Source organism: Butyrivibrio sp. NC2002, assembly GCF_000702265.1.
In the GTDB taxonomy this organism is placed as follows: Bacteria; Bacillota; Clostridia; order Lachnospirales; family Lachnospiraceae; genus Butyrivibrio.
Genome location: NZ_JNKZ01000007.1, coordinates 82,233 through 98,016, shown reverse-complemented (window position 1 = coordinate 98,016; position 15,784 = coordinate 82,233). Strand labels below are relative to the sequence as shown.

Here is a 15,784-nt window from a genome sequence, read left to right as displayed (position 1 = left end):
TCATGCCCTCGCATCAAAAGAAGTAACAGATAGCATGGTTACCTTCTTCACACTAAACATCTCATCAACAGGCATATCCTCACTGTCAGAGTCAATGTCTGTATGAAGCATTGTCCTGACCTGCATGGAATAGCCTCTTTTTTCAAGCCTTTCGTTGAGCATGTCTATATGTTCTTCAATAAGATCAAGCACGCTCTCGTCAGCTACGTAAAAATTGGTCTTTACATTGTTTTCCTTCATCTTTACATAAACATCCAGAGGTCCCAGATTATCCATATCAAGATGAAGAATGGCACTTACTGTTTCGCCCGGTTCAAATTTTCTCTTGCCGTTTGAATATACATACAGATCTCCATGTGCATCCTGATCCTGCATTTTAAGCGGTAATTGAATATAATGGAACATCTGATTTATCTGGTTCATAAAATCAATGTTGTTCTGAAGCGAAGCTGCGCTCTGAGCTACTCTGTTTTCAGCCCCCAGAGCATTTGTAAGTGACTCTGTAAGCTGACGCGCCTGAGTATTAAGGCGCTGGTAGAGATTTTCAACGTTTTCCTTATTGCCAACATCTTCAGGCTTTATAAGCCATTCATCCTTCATTGCGCCTTTTATCAGCTTGTTGTATCCATCATTTTGGAAAAGCCTTGAAAATGCCTCATCATTTTTATAGGCATTCTCGGCATTTTTCTGATAGGCTTCAGAGAGTTCCTTAAGTATCTTTGCAGCATCTATCTGCTCTAGCTCAGGTAAAGTGTTTGCTGCAATAAGTTTTTGAAGTTCATTTCCAAGTGGACCGGCCTCTTTATTTAAGCCTTTTAATACTTCAAGCAGCTCTTTATCTGTAAGCGCTGATAGCATCTGATTATTACTGAAATTGGCATTTTCGTTTTTGACTGCATTTTCTAAAGACTGCGGATTCTGTAATCCATTTACGTTCTGCTCACCCTTAGCTGTATTTTCTATCACTTCTTCATGGATACCTGAGTCTACTTCTTCAAGAGATGCCATAACAGAGTTACTTTGAATCTTGGATGGTTCTACATGCTCTTCTTCAAAAGCAAAATCCGGTATTACTCCATCTGTCTGGGCAGCTTTGATATTAGCCTCTACTCCTTCTGCAATATTGCCACCGCCAACGGTAACAGCAGAAGCTTCCGGATTAGCGCCTGCAGACATTCCCTCTGCACCCTCTGAAAGCATATTTAAAATTTTTCCATACAGATCGTTCGCAGCACGGACATTACCCGATTCTGAGAGCTCATTGTAAGCTCCCGGAAGTTCATCCATTATATAGTCCATTGTTTCAACGACTTTATGCTCGTAGTTCTTATAGCTTTCAAACTGGGTTATTGTATTTTCATTTATAGGAATATTTAGTGATTTCATCTGAACCAGAGTATTTACACTGGTGTCCGGATGAGAACTTACAAGGCTGTGCATGGAAGTAAGCGAATCCTTGTCAATGGAAGCGCCGTTCTCCATCATAGTCTTTATCATATTTAGATTATCCTGATTAGCCTCAAGTCCTGCAGCTGTAAGTGCTTTAAGCATTGTCTGGCTTGCGGTCATATTTTCAAATAAAGGAGTCAGGGTTATCTGTCCGCCGGTTCCTCTTACTTCAAAAGATACAGTCTGTCCTTCTCTAAGTGACATTCCGTCCGATAATCTGGCGGATATCACTTCATCCTGGCCAAGACTTATCGTAGCTGTTCTGCCGGAGGCATCCTCACTCATTGAGAGAATCTTGCCCTGTAATCTGTCTCCGGTGTCAAGTGAGCGCAAATTCCCCTGAGGAGTATTAGAGCTTTTACTGCCAACCTGGCTTTCTATTTGGCTGTTGATCTGGATTACAGGCCGTCCCTGTGATATACGTATATCACTCATATTGCCCCTCTCATTTGCGTGTTTTTATCATAAAAGCTTAAATAAAATTCCCTATAAAACTCTTGCGATGAATTTCAGTAGGTCCAAGCTTCTTTAAAGCCTCAATATGCTCTGCGCTACCGTATCCTTTGTTTGATGCAAATCCGTAACCGGGGTATTTTTCATCAAGCTCCTTCATAAGCCTGTCCCTTGTTACCTTGGCAATTATACTGGCTGCAGCAATCGACATACTCTTTGCATCACCCTTGATAATTGATTCCTGCTCATACATTTCAAGCTGGGGAATATGTACAGCATCCACCAAAAGAAGCTGTGGCTTTACCGAAAGACTGTTAACAGCTTTATACATTGCCTCGTATGTAGCCTGAAGAATATTGATCTCATCTATTCTTTCATGCGTTGAATAGCCGATTCCAACAGCTATTGCCTCTTTCATTATGACATCATATAGTTCTTCTCTTCTTTTTTCGGATAATTTTTTAGAATCATTTATATATAGAATATTAGAATTTTTCGGTAAAATTACCGCTGCGGCATAAACAGGGCCGGCAAGAGGGCCTCTTCCAACTTCATCAATACCGCAAATGTACTCAAGATCGGGATGTGAAAGCTCATACTTTTTCATCCCCTCAAGTCTTATGAGTTCTTTTTGGTAAGCATCGTATTTCTTACCGGCCATCTTAACAAGAGATGCAACCCCTGCCCTTTCATCATTTTCATATTTTAAAGAAAAAGATCTGTAGCCTTCAGGCTCATTGATCGCAGCAAGTTCCTTTTTTATATCCCCAATTTTTTCAAGCATAAAAACTCCCGAATTACTTGTTCTTGTCTATAAATCCAAAGGATGAAAACGGAAATACTCTGAAAACAGTTTTTCCGATGAAGTCGCTCTTCTTTATATTGCCAACAGCCTCTTCTCTTGAATCAAAACTGTAGTTTCTGTTATCTCCCATTACAAAGTATTCATCCTCACCCAAAGTCACAGGTTCGGCTGCTCTTCCGGGATCCTGTATGACTTCTGCGCCGTAGTGCTCCTCAAGGATCTCTCCGTTGATATAGATGTTTCCGTCATAATCGATTTGGACCGTTTCACCGGGAAGACCGATGATTCTCTTGATAAAATAGCTATCAGGGTCCTGAGCATAAGGGAAGATAACGATATCAAATCTCTTAGGATCACTGAATCTGTAGGTCAGCTTATCCGCAATAAGTGCATCGCCGTCGTGAAGAGTGTACATCATTGACTCTCCCTCTACGTCGGTTCTCTGCGCAACAAATTTCATAAACAAAAGAGCAAGCAAAACTACTACAACAACTGTAAGTATAGTACTACCCGATTCCATTAAAAAATTTTTCTTATTATTATCCATTACGGTCTCTCCAATGATATTTTTCCAAGTCGTCCGTTTCTGAAGTCGTCCAGAAGTTGTGCACAAGCTCTGTCGATATCAGGCTTTCCGCCTTGTTTTATTAGTTTTCTGTTTACAGCTATCGCTGTAAGTATAGATGATTCCGGTGTTTCGTACTGGTCTGTCTCAAACAGATTTTTCTGCTCATCGGTTATATCATATTTATCACAAATAACTCCGGGATACCACTTTTCAAGAAGTCTTATAAGACTGACACAAAGTTCTCCCTTATCGAGGTTTTCATCATTCATAGAACCTATCAGCGCAAGATTAAGCCCAACATTTTCATCCTCGAATTTTGGCCAAAGCACACCTGGTGTATCAAGAAGCTGAAGGTTTTTGCCAAGCATTATCCATTGTTTTCCCTTGGTTACACCGGGCTTGTTTCCGGTTTTAGCAGCTGCTTTTCCGGATATTCTGTTTATAAATGTAGATTTGCCGACGTTGGGAATGCCTGCAACCATCGCTCTGATCGGTCTGTTTACAATTCCTTTTTGTCTGTCTTTTTCAATTTTATCTTTACAGCAGATATTAACCTCATCAAGAACCTTCCTGACCTGTCCGCTCTGCTTTGAATTCATCTCCAATACACGGGCACCCTGATCCTGAAAATACTTTATCCATGCTTTATTGACTTCCGGATCAGCAAGATCTGATTTATTTAAAAGCACTAATCTTGCCTTATTTTGCCCAAGCTTATCAATATCAGGATTTCTTCCGGACATGGGTATTCTGGCATCAGTAAGCTCTATTATCATATCAACAAGACGAATATTCTCCTGCATCATACGCATCGCCTTGGTCATATGCCCCGGATACCACTGGTAATTGTTCATATATATTCCTCTATGGTCCTAAGGGGGTACCGCTTGCGGTGGATTCCTTAGGACGGTCTAATGTTTTCATAACTTGCTTTACACTACCTTAGTTTACAAATCCGCTTCCGCCTTCACCTTTTCCGAAAAAAAACCATGCTTTGCCCTCAATTGTAGAGCTTTTAACTACTCCAATATTGGCACTGCGGCTGTCCTCACTGCTGTTTCTGTTATCTCCGAGAACAAAGAATTCTCCGCTCCCCAAAGATATTTCATTTTCAGCTATTCCTGCTTCTTCCATTTTATCATATTCGCCATCATTAGGGGCGGGTTCTCCATCAATATACAGGACTCCGTCCTTAATCTGAACCGTCTCTCCGGGAACTGCCACCACTCGTTTTACATAAAAATGTGACTTCTCATTACCGTTTGGCAAAAATACGATAACATCTCCTCTTGAAGGTGCCATAAACTTATAGATGATCCTGTCAACCAGTACTGTCTTGCCGTTATAGAGCGCCTCTTCCATGGAATCACCTATAACCTTTACCTGCTTACCAAAAGCAATCACAAGTACAAAGGCTACAAAGGCCGCAAGGACGGTATAAAAAAGCCACGAAAAGACTTCACGAAGAAGCTCCGGAGTCACTATTTGCTTTTTTTCATGAAACATTGAATGATATCGTTTCCTTCTGAACATATTTATGGCTCCTCAAAAAATATAGCTAATACATTTAATATATCAAACAAAAATTTCTTTAAGAAAAGATAAAGGGCAATTACCATAAGTAACTGCCCTCAAAAAGTTCTTAGCGAACCTTTTCCTTAACCTTAGCCTTCTTACCTGTGAGACCCTTAAGGTAGTTAAGCTTAGCTCTTCTAACCTTACCCATTCTCACAACTTCAACCTTCTCTACAAGAGGAGAATGAAGAGGCCATGTCTTCTCAACACCTACGCCGTTAGAAATCTTACGAACTGTAAATGTTGTGCGGTTGCTACCACCCTGAATCTTCTTAACAGTTCCTTCGAAAATCTGAACTCTTTCGCGGTTTCCTTCTTTGATCTTGTTGTGAACACGAACTGTGTCACCTGTGTTGAACTCAGGTGCATTCTGGTTCAGCTGTTCCTTCTCGATCTCTGCAATAATTGTGTTCATAGTTTGTCTCCTATATCTAAATGGACGTTCTTAAATACTTCTGTCGTACCAGAGGACCGTCATTTTCGCAACATACAAAATGATAACATGGAGAACCTGCTCAGTCAAGCATTTTATGTAATATTTATGCACGTTTTATGGCATTAATCCATTATTTTCTGGGCTTGATCTTCATATCTTCGGGACCAAAGCTAAGTGGCAGTATCTCACTTAATTTGTAAACATCATAAGTGTTTTTGCCATCTGTCTGGCCGTTAAGAAGGATGATCTTAAAATCATCACTGCAAAACTCTCTTATTACCTGTCTGCAAACGCCGCAAGGAGCACACAGTCCAAGTTCCTTCTGATCTTCGAAGCCGCCTACGATAGCCATAGCCTCAAAGTTATAATCGCCTTCGCTGACAGCCTTGAATATAGCTGTTCTCTCAGCACAGTTAGTAGGTGTATATGAGGAATTCTCTATATTGCATCCTCTATAGACTTTTCCGTCCTTTGTAAGAAGGGCTGCACCTACTTTAAATTTGCTGTAAGGCGTATAAGCCATTTTTCTTGCTTCCAAAGCTTCTTCAATAAGCTCGTCGTATGAAATCATTATTTTTCTCCTCGATTAGAGTATTATTATTTTGCCTTATCTTCGGCTATCAGTTTTCTGATCGCAGATATAGCTACTTTTATAGCAGAATCAGTATCGTGAGCCTGAGGATTATCAAGACCTTCCTTAGCTCTTTCCTGATTGGCTACAGTAAGCATGATAGCTCCTGTTCTTGCTCTAAGCCACTGTCCAACAATAAAAAGTGTTGAGGATTCCATCTCTGATCCGAGGCATCCGCATCTTTTCCATGCTTCCCACTTATTCTGAAGCTCATAGAAAACAGGCTTTGTCTCAGGCTCATGCTGTCCGTAAAATGCATCCTTACACTGAACAACACCTACGTGATGTCTAAATCCAAGTTCCTCTGCGGACTTCTTAAGAGCATCCGTAACTTCGAAAGTTGAAACGGCCGGATATTCAATAGGCGCATATTCCTTGGATGTACCCTCTGCTCTTATTGCACCGTTTACGATAATGAGGTCACCGCCTACAACATCAAGCTGCATTCCACCGCAAGTGCCGACTCTTATAAATGTATCTGCTCCTATCTTGTGAAGCTCTTCTATTGCTATTGAAGCAGAAGCTCCACCTATACCTGTAGATACAACACTTACCTTCTCACCATCAAGGTAGCCTGTATAAGTATTATATTCGCGGTTATAAGCAACCTGCTTTGCATCATCAAAATAAGCTGCTATTTTCTCGCATCTGCCGGGATCGCCGGGAAGAATAACATACCTTCCCACATCCCCTTCCTTAAGGTGAATATGATATTGATAGCCTGCTCCTTCTGTATAATCAACCATAATTAAAACCTCCTGAATATAAAAATATTACACATTTATTATAGTTTTAATTTAACAATCCATCCATAATATGTATAGTCATTATTTTATTATTTATATCGATGTTCTTAACGCATTCCTTAATTCCGGGGATCATAACTGTATCATCTCCGTCAGCTGCATTATTTCTCTTCATCTCATATACATCGTTGGCGCCTGTCTGAATAACCTGCTTTATAACTCCCAGCTCGTTTCCATCCTCGTCAACTACGCTCATTCCTTCAAGATCGGCAAGATAATACTCGCCCTCTTCGAGCTCAATTGCATCTTCGCGTCTAACTATAAGCTCTTTTTGTCTTAATCTCTCAACTTCGTTTATATCATTAAATTCCTTGAACTTGATGATCAAAAACTTCTTGTTAAAGCGGACTTTTTCAATTGTAAGTTCCTTTTTTACACCTCTTCCCTCATCCAAAATCACTGTCCTTAGATCAAGAAATCTCTCCGGATCCTGAGTTGTAGGAAATACGCTTACTTCGCCTTTAAGTCCGTGCGCCTTTACAATTACTCCAACCTGAAAATAATCTGTCATTTTAAGTCCTCATTTATCTTATCCAATACTTTGCTTCGTTTTTTGAGTGCTTTTCCTGTAAACTGTTCAGGGTGCTCCTCGACATATTTGTCGTATAATTCGGGTCTTCTTTCCTTTGTTCTCTCAAGTGATTTCTGGAATCGCCACACATCGACATTTGCATGATTTCCTGACAGGAGTACCGGTGGAACCTTTTTATCCATCCATACTTCCGGTCTGGAATACTGAGGATATTCAAGAAGTCCGTCATCAAAAGATTCCGTTTGCGCAGATTCCTCATTATTAAGGACTCCGGGAACAAGTCTTGATACTGCATCGATCATGACCATTGCCGGAAGTTCGCCGCCTGTAAGGACATAGTCACCAATCGAAATATAGTCTGTTACAATCTCTTCGAGCACTCTCTCATCTATTCCTTCGTAGTGGCCGCACAAAAAGATCAGATCTTCTGCATTTGATAATTCTCTTGCCACCTTCTGCGAAAAAACGCTGCCCTGAGGTGTAACATATATAACCCTAGGTTTTGCCTCGGGATTTCTCTCTTTTATTTCCTCAAGAATTGCTTTGTAACAATCGTATATCGGCTGTGCCTGCATAAGCATACCTGCACCGCCGCCATATGTATAATCATCAACCTTATTATGCTTATTTCCTGCATAATCCCGGATGTTAACAGCCTTTGCAAAGATTACTCCCTTATCAATTGCTCTCTTTAAAATACTTGTATTAAGTGTTTCCATGACCATTTCAGGGAATAACGTCATTATATAAAAATTCATCTATGCTCTTTCCTGCTAAAAAACCCGGAGCTGAATAATCAGTTCCGGGCATAGTCATATCAGTCAACTATTTCAACGTCAACCTTAAGATTTTCTCTGGTAGATGCAGCCTTCACTACAGAACGGATTGCCTTAGCAATTCTTCCCTGTCTGCCTATTACCTTACCCATGTCAGATGGAGCAACATGAAGCTCTAGGATGGTGCCGTGACCTTCATTTTTCTCATTGACTACAACCTCATCCGGGTTGTCTACCAGAGCTTTTGCAATTACTTCAACCAATTCTTTCATGAATTTTCCCCAATCTCATTTGGAATTATTATTTGATTCCTGCCTGCTTGAAGATCTTGTTTACAACGTTAGTAGGCTGAGCACCGTTTGCAAGCCACTTCTTAGCGAGTTCTTCGTTTACTCTGCATGTGCTGGGATCTGTGTTAGGATCGTATGTACCGATCTCCTCGATGAATCTACCAGCTACAGGGAATTTAGAATCTGAAACTACAATACGATAGAAAGGAAGCTTCTTCTTACCAATTCTCTTAAGTCTAATTTTTACTGCCATTTTAATAATCCTCCATTAAAATAAAAAAATAAATTATCACTTATATATGAAATTCGGCGAGGCCGAAGACACATATCAAAATAGTTTCGGGAAGCCGCCCTTGCCGAATCCGCCAAGTCCTCTCATCCCTTTGCCCTTCATCATTCCGGGCATCTGTTTCATCATCTTCTGCATCTGTTCAAACTGCTTGATAAAGCGGTTTACATCGGCAATATCATTACCGGAGCCCTTAGCAATCCTGTATTTTCTCTGAGGATTCATAAGCTTAGGATTTCTTCTTTCCTCAGGTGTCATGGACAATACGATTGCTTCAATCTTGGCAAGTTTTTTCTCATCGGGAAGCTGATCATCACTGATCTTACCCATTCCGGGAAGCATGCCCATGATAACGGACAGACCACCCATATTCCTCATCTGCTTCATTGACTCAAGGTACATCTCAAAATCGATCTTACCTTTTTTCATCTTTGAAGCCATTTCGCGTTCTTTTTGTTCATCACGCTCACGATTAGCTTCAACCGCTTTGTCGATGAGGCTTAAGACATCACCCATTCCAAGGATTCTGCTTGCCATTCTGTCGGGATAAAACTGCTCAAGATCTGAGAGCTTTTCACCCATACCTACGTATAAAATAGGCTTGCCTGTAACCTGTCTGACTGACAGTGCAGCACCGCCTCGGGTGTCGCCATCCATCTTACTAAGTACGATTCCGTCAATTCCAATGCGGTCATTAAACTGTACTGCCACATCAACTGCGGCCTGACCGGTCATCGCGTCAACTACAAGAAGTGACTGATGTACTGTTACAGCTTCTTTTATAGCAACAAGTTCCTGCATCATGTCTTCATCAATCTGAAGACGTCCTGCAGTATCAAGGATAACTACATTATCATTATTTTTCTCAGCATACTCCATAGCAGCTTTTGCTATGTCAACGGGATTAACATCCGTTCCCATTGAGAAGAAATCAACTTCCTGTTTTTTGGCATTGATTTCGAGCTGATCTATAGCAGCAGGTCTGTAAACGTCACAGGCAACAAGAAGAGGTTTCTTTCCTTTAAGTTTAACCTTGCCTGCGATCTTGGCTGCTGTGGTTGTCTTACCTGTACCCTGAAGACCACACATCATGATAACTGTGGTGCTTTTACCGGGTTGAAACTGAATCTCAGTAGTTTCATGCCCCATAAGCTCGGTAAGCTCTTCGTTAACAATCTTGATAACCATCTGTGCAGGATTAAGACCGTTTAAAACATCTTCACCAACAGCTCTCTCCTGTACCTTGTTTACGAAATATTTTACGACCCGGAAGTTAACATCCGCTTCAAGGAGAGCCATCTTGACTTCCTTCATAGCCGCCTTTACATCTTCTTCTGAAAGACGACCCTTTCCTCGAAGATTCTTAAAAACATTCTGTAATTTATCGGATAAGTTTTCAAATGCCATATATTATGACAATTCCTCCGTAATCTCTGAAACTGCTTCTTTTACCATCTTGCGAAGCTTATCATTATCAAAACCCGGATCATCTGCTGCGCTTGATAAACTTCCAAGCACCTTCCTGATCCTGTCTGTTCTCTCAATCATATGAAGCCTTGCTTCATAGCCTTCAAGTGACTTGGTACATCTCCTGAGAAGATCGTGTACACCCTGTTTACTGATGTCATATTCCTCAGCTATCTCTACAAGAGAAAGATCATTATAAACAGCATCTTCATATATTTTTCTCTGATGGTCTGTCAGAAGCTCTCCATAAAAGTCATAAAGCAGACCCTGTTCAACTATCTTCTCCATCATCACTCCGTAAAGTAAACTAAAAAGAAATGCGATATTCCAAGCACGAAGCCTATCATACCGCATTGTCATATAAGTGTCAAGTATTTCTACTTTACTTTTGTATTTTTTTAAATTCCTTTGAATTCAAAGCTAAAATGGAGCTTTCTTTCTCCGCTTATCCTGAATTCCGGATGTGCCAATGCTCCCCAGGTATCATCTCCTCCAACACCTGTCTGTTTAAGACTGAGCCTTACAACTGTCTGGAAAACTCTGGGAAGCTCGTAGAAGTGTTTTGCTTCATCGAGCTGATCCGGTGTATAAGGAAGTGCAGAAAATTCCATCGTTCCGGGAATACTCTCATAATTATCGGATGATTTATTTCCATCATCATGGCCTCTGAATATGAGTCCTCTTCCTTTTCTATCTGTAACCTTTGCCCATCTTACGCCAACCTTGTTTCCCGTTTCCTGTGGAACAAGATAGGGCTGAACATTTTCTTCGACCAGATTTTCATAGACAGAGAGCTTACCGCCATGCATTCTGTCGCAATATGTCTCATCAGGTCCAAGACCATACCACTTTACGTGGTCATAGTCGGCATCAAGAGTAAACATAAAGCCGAATTCAGGCATATCCGGTGTTCCCTGTTTCTTATCATAGTCAAGGCTTATCCTTACCGTTCCGTCAACAAGGACTCTATATGTGATCATGCAGAAGGTTATCGGATAAGTAGCTATATAGCGCTTAAAGGTAACTTCTACATAATCTTTGCCCTCTGAAATGATCGGGTATATTGAGTCTTCTTTTATTCCGCTGTAGCTGCTTACGCCGTTCGGACATATCTTATGCTGGAAACAGCTTGCAGTCTTCCACATTGCCATTCTCATGGGATCTCTTGAGCCGTGATCATTATCAACAGCCGCTCTGTAGAAGTTAGGTCTGGGGATTGATCTTAGCATTTCTTTTCCTGCATAAATGTAAGAAACAATTGCTCCCTGACCCTTTGAGAACAATACCTCAAAGTTTTCGCCTCTTACTCCCAGGTTGTCGTGGCTGTTTATAAATTTAAATCTGCTCTCTGCTCTAAGCTTTAAGTCTTCCTTAGTATTATCGATATAAGCATCATTTTGTGCTGCAACTCTTACTGCCTTTTCTCCAAATGCTATTTCATATCCCGCATCAGCATACAAATGAGTCTCTTTGATGCATGCAACTACAGATACAACAAGCTCAGCATCACAAGATGAATTATCCAAAAATGCTTTATCCGATTCTGAATAAATACCTTCTGCATTTTTCTTTATACTATTAAAGGCATCCGTAAGATCGATGGTTTTCGTATCCTTGGGCTTAATATCAACATCGAGCACGGTTCTTGATAAAACCTCGCCCTCATGAGATACGATCATGTAAAAATCATACTCAGATGCATTTCTGAAAAGATTCTTATTATAGATAGTTGCAGTTATCTTCTCTGGGTGAATAGCGGGCGCCAGGTAGTTACTTTCTTTTTCGCTTGCGTCAGTCTGTATTGTTATCTTAAATGGCTGATAGCATGCCTTTACTTCCTGCATCTTTGCATAGGCTTCTCTTGTTCCGCATGCAATTCCGTTTCCGCTGAAATTATAATCGCAGGGGCGTCTTCCTATATCTCCGCCGTATGCCTGATAATCCTCACCGAATCTGTTCTTCGTTCTAACAGACTGATCGATGTAATCCCAGATAAATCCGCCCTGAAATTTCTCGTTTCTCTCAGTCAGCTCTATGTATTTGAACATTCCTCCGATAGAATTGCCCATGGCATGCATATATTCACACATGATGAAAGGCTTTTCGGGATGTTCTTCAATAAATTTCTCAACATTGGAAACAGATGTATACATCTGGCTTTCCATATCGGAGCTCTCGGGATATCTTCTGTCCCAGAATAGACCCTCGTAATGTATGAGTCTTTCACCGTCGAGTTCTCTGAATCTGTCAGCCATTTCTTTAATAATGCTGCCGCCAAAGGACTCATTTCCAAGGGACCAGATAAGTATAGCCGGATGATTCTTGTCTCTGTTATATGTAGAATCGACCCTGTCGAGCATCATTGCTCGGTAATTTGCATCATCACCCGGAAGTGATTTTTCAATCGGGATTTCTCCTGCTATGATGGAATTCCATCTTCCATGTGTCTCCATATTATTTTCTGCGATAAGATAAAGACCGAGTTCATCACAAAGATGGTAAATATATACATCATCAGGATAATGGCAGGTTCTGATCGCATTTATGTTATTTCTCTTCATCGTGCACAGATCAAGCCAAGCATCTTCTGCTCTTGGACTTCTTCCGTTGTCACATGAAAATTCATGTCTGTTAACGCCGTTAAATACTATCCTTTTACCGTTAAGATGCATGATGCCGTTCGACATCTCGAATTTTCTGACACCAAAACGGATCGAAGTAGTTTCATATAAATTATCGTCACTATCAAAAGCTGCAACTTCAAGCTCATAAAGATACGGTTCCTCTGCGCTCCACAGTCTGGCATTCTTGATAGTTTCGCCAATTCTTGCACACTTGCCTTCTATTTTCACTTCCCCGCTGCAGATAATATTCCTTTCCATATTTTGGAAGTTATCAGCTTTGGAGAAATCTTTTGCTTCAAAAATACTGTATTTAACATATCCTTCGCTGCCGGAAGTTTTTATGTCAGAAGCAAAAATACCGTTTGAGAAATCTGCATCAGGACTTGCTGTGATCTTAATATCTTCAATGTGAACCTTTGGCTTGGTATAAAGAAATACATCTCTGTAGATACCGGATAATCTGAACATATCCTGATCCTCAAGCCAGCTTGAAGATGTCCATTTATATACCTGAACTGCAAGCTTATTGATACCGTCTTTTAGATGATCTGTTATATCAAATTCAGAAGGAGTAAAAGAATCCTCACTATAACCAACATATTCTCCGTTTACCCACAGGGCAAATCCGGATTCAACACCCTGAAATGATATGCATACAGGCTGGTTTTTATCCCATGAAGAGGGAATCGTAAAATATCTGATATAGCTTCCCGTGGGATTAAAGATTTCCGGAATCTGCCCGGGTTCTATATCCTCATGTCCTTCCCATGGATACTGCGTATTAACATAGGTTGGCTCATCATAGCCTTCAAACTGCATATTTGAGGGAATTCGTATTTCATCAAATCCCGCATCATCAAAATCCTCTTTTTCAAATCCTGCAGGCGCAAGCTTAATATTTGTTGAATAACAAAATTTCCAAACACCATTTAAACTCATTCTAAGAGAAGAGTCATAAATCACTCTGTTTTTTGCAGATCCTTTTTTTAAGCGCATTTCTTCAAGTGATGGGTATGCTATAAAATCTGCATGAGCATCCAGAACGTTCTCCTTGAAAATATTGGGATCCTTCAAAATATCACTATTAAATACCTTCATTTTTTACCCCTGTTATTCTGCGAAATCAGTTACGCAGATATTTATATTTGTGCTACCTTCTATTCCGTCAATATTTCCTTCTCCGGAATACTGCCACATATCAAATCTGTAAGGATAATAGATTGGAATATTATGATCAGAAATCCAGATTGCATAATTGTTTATATCAAAATCTTGAAGCAGATCAACGAAGGTTTTGGTGTTACCGTAGATCATCGGTGTATATCCCGATGCCTCAACTGTGCTAAGGAAAGCATTGGCAACTTCCTTATACACATCAGGAGTCTGCCCAAATGTCCTTGCATCAGAGGATTCATTAGCCTCAATGTCGATTGCTACAGGATACGTAATGTCATAAGGCTCAATAAGATCAAGCACAAATCGAGCTTCTTCTCTAGCTTCCGTGGCATCTGTAGCCTGCGAATAGAAATACACCCCTACGTCAAGCCCTGCATCCCTTGCTTTTTCAACATAGGTCTTAAAAAGATCATCCTCAAGAACAGTGCCTTCGGTTGAACCTCTAAGTCCTGCTCTTATCATGCAATAATCAATACCGGATGCCTTTACTTTTGAGAAATCGATATCTCCCTGAGCTCTGGAAATATCTATTCCTCTAGTGAAAACAACACTCTCATCTATGCCTGTGTATTCAAGGAATCCGCTCTCTTTATCCATCTCAAAATCAGTTTCCAGAAAAGAACTTCTGTCTATATCTTCAGATATATCAAAAAACTGATATTCATTACCATAAGACAGAACTATCTGTCCAGGGAAAAGATTCTTTATAGCATCACTTGTCCCGTTTTCAATGAGGTCTTCCTTAAATTTCTCCTTTACGGAATCACCTGCATTTTCGAGAACTTCATTTGTTGCTATCTCGATCATCTGATCCGTTTCAGCCTTGGTATAATAGCCCTCTGATTCAAGAGCTGCCAGCTCACTTTTTGCCGCATCAAGCTGTCTTTTCAGCGATGCGTTGGAAAGAAGTATGGCAATACAGTATGAAAGAGCAAGAACACTTACCAGTCCTAAAAAAATAATCGAGATAAGGTTCTGCGAATTATTAAAGGGCATGCGATTTTGCTTATTACTGTTATTTTTCATATTTTATATACGCTCGTCAAAATAGCTCTTATAGCCTTCACCAAAAATTTCAGATGCACTTGTAACGATCATAAATGCGTCAGGATCCTCTTCTCTTACTATATCTTCTGCAAGCGGAGAAAGTCTCTTCTTTATTGCGCAGAGGATGACCTTCTTTTCCTCCTTGCTGTAAGCTCCCTGACCGAAAATATGTGTTGCACCCACATCCAGTTCCTCAAGAAGTCTGGCTGTTATATCATCTGTCTTATCGGTAATTATGTATATGAGCTTAGCCTCATCTCTACCATATAACACAAAATCAATAACATAAGAAGTTATCATTACACCAAGGAATGAATACAGTACAACCTTAGTGTCTTTTAAAACAAATCCCGCAAAGAGTATTACAAAGATATCAAGCATCATAAACAACACGCCTGTCTTGATATGCGGGTACTTGATTCTAAGAAGTTTGATAATGATATCCGTTCCACCCGTTGTCGCATGGCATTTAAATGTAATTCCTATACCGACAGCAACAAAAACACTACCAAAGATCACACCGAGAATTACGTCATCAACCGCAAATGCCTTGCCATATTTAGCAATAAGATCAGTAAAAATAGAGTTCATCACTGTTGCATAAACAGTTGATATGGTAAATCTGATGCCAAACTTGGTTATAGCCAGGATCAATATCGGAATGTTCATAACCATGAACCATATACCGGTTCCGATAGGGATAATTCTGTTTAACACAATAGCAGCACCGGTAATTCCACCCGGTGCTATATTGTTGGGATCATTAAACAAACTGGTTCCTATAGCATACAAAAATGCTGCAAAAGTAATCAGTAAATAATCTGTACCTTTTTTTGTTATCTTTTCTACGTAAGTCATAA

17 protein-coding genes are annotated in these 15,784 nt (G+C 40.2%); all 17 read right to left on the bottom strand.

Annotated elements, in window-relative coordinates; all coding sequences use genetic code 11:
* On the bottom strand, positions 1-1,884 hold the full coding sequence (gene fliK / locus T543_RS03770; RefSeq protein WP_035765968.1) for a flagellar hook-length control protein FliK: 1,884 nt from the start codon (positions 1,882-1,884) through the stop codon (positions 1-3).
* Between the two features lie 37 nt (positions 1,885-1,921).
* Positions 1,922-2,686, bottom strand: coding sequence for a ribonuclease HII (locus T543_RS03765; RefSeq protein ID WP_035765967.1), 765 nt, complete (start codon positions 2,684-2,686; stop codon positions 1,922-1,924).
* Positions 2,687-2,699: 13 nt separating this feature from the next.
* Complete coding sequence (gene lepB / locus T543_RS03760; RefSeq protein ID WP_035765966.1) at positions 2,700-3,254, bottom strand: signal peptidase I; 555 nt, start codon at positions 3,252-3,254, stop codon at positions 2,700-2,702.
* Positions 3,254-4,129, bottom strand: a complete 876-nt coding sequence (gene ylqF / locus T543_RS03755) for a ribosome biogenesis GTPase YlqF (protein WP_035765965.1) — start codon at positions 4,127-4,129, stop codon at positions 3,254-3,256. The genes lepB (T543_RS03760) and ylqF overlap by 1 nt, the downstream gene beginning before the upstream one ends.
* Before the next feature lie 88 nt (positions 4,130-4,217).
* Positions 4,218-4,808: a signal peptidase I gene (gene lepB, locus T543_RS03750; RefSeq protein WP_035765964.1), complete on the bottom strand. Its 591-nt coding sequence runs from the start codon at positions 4,806-4,808 to the stop codon at positions 4,218-4,220.
* 109 nt (positions 4,809-4,917) lie between these two features.
* The gene (rplS, locus tag T543_RS03745; RefSeq protein ID WP_035765963.1) at positions 4,918-5,265 is read right to left on the bottom strand and encodes a 50S ribosomal protein L19; all 348 of its coding nucleotides are present in this window, start codon (positions 5,263-5,265) and stop codon (positions 4,918-4,920) included.
* 151 nt (positions 5,266-5,416) lie between these two features.
* Positions 5,417-5,854 (bottom strand): cytidine deaminase, encoded by a 438-nt coding sequence (locus T543_RS03740; protein ID WP_035766488.1) that lies wholly within the window; start codon positions 5,852-5,854, stop codon positions 5,417-5,419.
* Between the two features lie 29 nt (positions 5,855-5,883).
* Positions 5,884-6,663, bottom strand: a complete 780-nt coding sequence (udp, locus tag T543_RS03735) for a uridine phosphorylase (protein ID WP_035765962.1) — start codon at positions 6,661-6,663, stop codon at positions 5,884-5,886.
* Positions 6,664-6,709: 46 nt separating this feature from the next.
* A complete protein-coding gene (rimM, locus tag T543_RS03730) occupies positions 6,710-7,234 on the bottom strand; it encodes a ribosome maturation factor RimM (protein ID WP_035765961.1) in 525 nt (174 codons plus the stop codon).
* The gene (gene trmD / locus T543_RS03725) at positions 7,231-8,013 is read right to left on the bottom strand and encodes a tRNA (guanosine(37)-N1)-methyltransferase TrmD (protein ID WP_035765960.1); all 783 of its coding nucleotides are present in this window, start codon (positions 8,011-8,013) and stop codon (positions 7,231-7,233) included. The genes rimM and trmD overlap by 4 nt, the downstream gene beginning before the upstream one ends.
* 59 nt (positions 8,014-8,072) lie before the next feature.
* Positions 8,073-8,303: a KH domain-containing protein gene (locus tag T543_RS03720; protein WP_035765959.1), complete on the bottom strand. Its 231-nt coding sequence runs from the start codon at positions 8,301-8,303 to the stop codon at positions 8,073-8,075.
* 28 nt (positions 8,304-8,331) lie between these two features.
* Positions 8,332-8,574: a 30S ribosomal protein S16 gene (gene rpsP, locus T543_RS03715; protein ID WP_035765958.1), complete on the bottom strand. Its 243-nt coding sequence runs from the start codon at positions 8,572-8,574 to the stop codon at positions 8,332-8,334.
* A 75-nt stretch (positions 8,575-8,649) separates the two neighbouring features.
* The gene (ffh, locus tag T543_RS03710) at positions 8,650-10,017 is read right to left on the bottom strand and encodes a signal recognition particle protein (protein ID WP_035765957.1); all 1,368 of its coding nucleotides are present in this window, start codon (positions 10,015-10,017) and stop codon (positions 8,650-8,652) included.
* A 3-nt stretch (positions 10,018-10,020) separates the two neighbouring features.
* Positions 10,021-10,365, bottom strand: a complete 345-nt coding sequence (gene ylxM / locus T543_RS03705; RefSeq protein WP_035765956.1) for a YlxM family DNA-binding protein — start codon at positions 10,363-10,365, stop codon at positions 10,021-10,023.
* 110 nt (positions 10,366-10,475) lie between these two features.
* Positions 10,476-13,799, bottom strand: coding sequence for a beta-galactosidase, LacZ type (locus T543_RS03700; protein WP_035765955.1), 3,324 nt, complete (start codon positions 13,797-13,799; stop codon positions 10,476-10,478).
* 12 nt (positions 13,800-13,811) lie between these two features.
* Positions 13,812-14,903 carry a glycoside hydrolase family 25 protein gene (locus T543_RS15030; RefSeq protein ID WP_051638515.1) on the bottom strand — a complete coding sequence of 364 codons (1,092 nt, stop codon included), beginning with the start codon at positions 14,901-14,903 and terminating at the stop codon, positions 13,812-13,814.
* 3 nt (positions 14,904-14,906) lie between these two features.
* Positions 14,907-15,782 carry a YitT family protein gene (locus tag T543_RS03690; RefSeq protein WP_035765954.1) on the bottom strand — a complete coding sequence of 292 codons (876 nt, stop codon included), beginning with the start codon at positions 15,780-15,782 and terminating at the stop codon, positions 14,907-14,909.
* Positions 15,783-15,784 lie beyond the last annotated feature (2 nt).

Excerpts from the sequence above, each read along its gene's own strand:
- rpsP (WP_035765958.1), bottom strand. The coding sequence starts at position 8,574 with ATGGCAGTAAAAATTAGACTTAAGAGAATTGGTAAGAAGAAGCTTCCT.
- lepB (WP_035765964.1), bottom strand. The coding sequence starts at position 4,808 with ATGTTCAGAAGGAAACGATATCATTCAATGTTTCATGAAAAAAAGCAA.
- ylxM (WP_035765956.1), bottom strand. The coding sequence starts at position 10,365 with ATGGAGAAGATAGTTGAACAGGGTCTGCTTTATGACTTTTATGGAGAG.
- T543_RS03765 (WP_035765967.1), bottom strand. The coding sequence starts at position 2,686 with ATGCTTGAAAAAATTGGGGATATAAAAAAGGAACTTGCTGCGATCAAT.
- lepB (WP_035765966.1), bottom strand. The coding sequence starts at position 3,254 with ATGGATAATAATAAGAAAAATTTTTTAATGGAATCGGGTAGTACTATA.
- ffh (WP_035765957.1), bottom strand. The coding sequence starts at position 10,017 with ATGGCATTTGAAAACTTATCCGATAAATTACAGAATGTTTTTAAGAAT.
- T543_RS03690 (WP_035765954.1), bottom strand. The coding sequence starts at position 15,782 with ATGACTTACGTAGAAAAGATAACAAAAAAAGGTACAGATTATTTACTG.
- udp (WP_035765962.1), bottom strand. The coding sequence starts at position 6,663 with ATGGTTGATTATACAGAAGGAGCAGGCTATCAATATCATATTCACCTT.
- fliK (WP_035765968.1), bottom strand. The coding sequence starts at position 1,884 with ATGAGTGATATACGTATATCACAGGGACGGCCTGTAATCCAGATCAAC.
- T543_RS15030 (WP_051638515.1), bottom strand. The coding sequence starts at position 14,903 with ATGAAAAATAACAGTAATAAGCAAAATCGCATGCCCTTTAATAATTCG.
- T543_RS03700 (WP_035765955.1), bottom strand. The coding sequence starts at position 13,799 with ATGAAGGTATTTAATAGTGATATTTTGAAGGATCCCAATATTTTCAAG.
- rimM (WP_035765961.1), bottom strand. The coding sequence starts at position 7,234 with ATGACAGATTATTTTCAGGTTGGAGTAATTGTAAAGGCGCACGGACTT.
- T543_RS03720 (WP_035765959.1), bottom strand. The coding sequence starts at position 8,303 with ATGAAAGAATTGGTTGAAGTAATTGCAAAAGCTCTGGTAGACAACCCG.
- trmD (WP_035765960.1), bottom strand. The coding sequence starts at position 8,013 with ATGAATTTTTATATAATGACGTTATTCCCTGAAATGGTCATGGAAACA.
- rplS (WP_035765963.1), bottom strand. The coding sequence starts at position 5,265 with ATGAACACAATTATTGCAGAGATCGAGAAGGAACAGCTGAACCAGAAT.
- ylqF (WP_035765965.1), bottom strand. The coding sequence starts at position 4,129 with ATGAACAATTACCAGTGGTATCCGGGGCATATGACCAAGGCGATGCGT.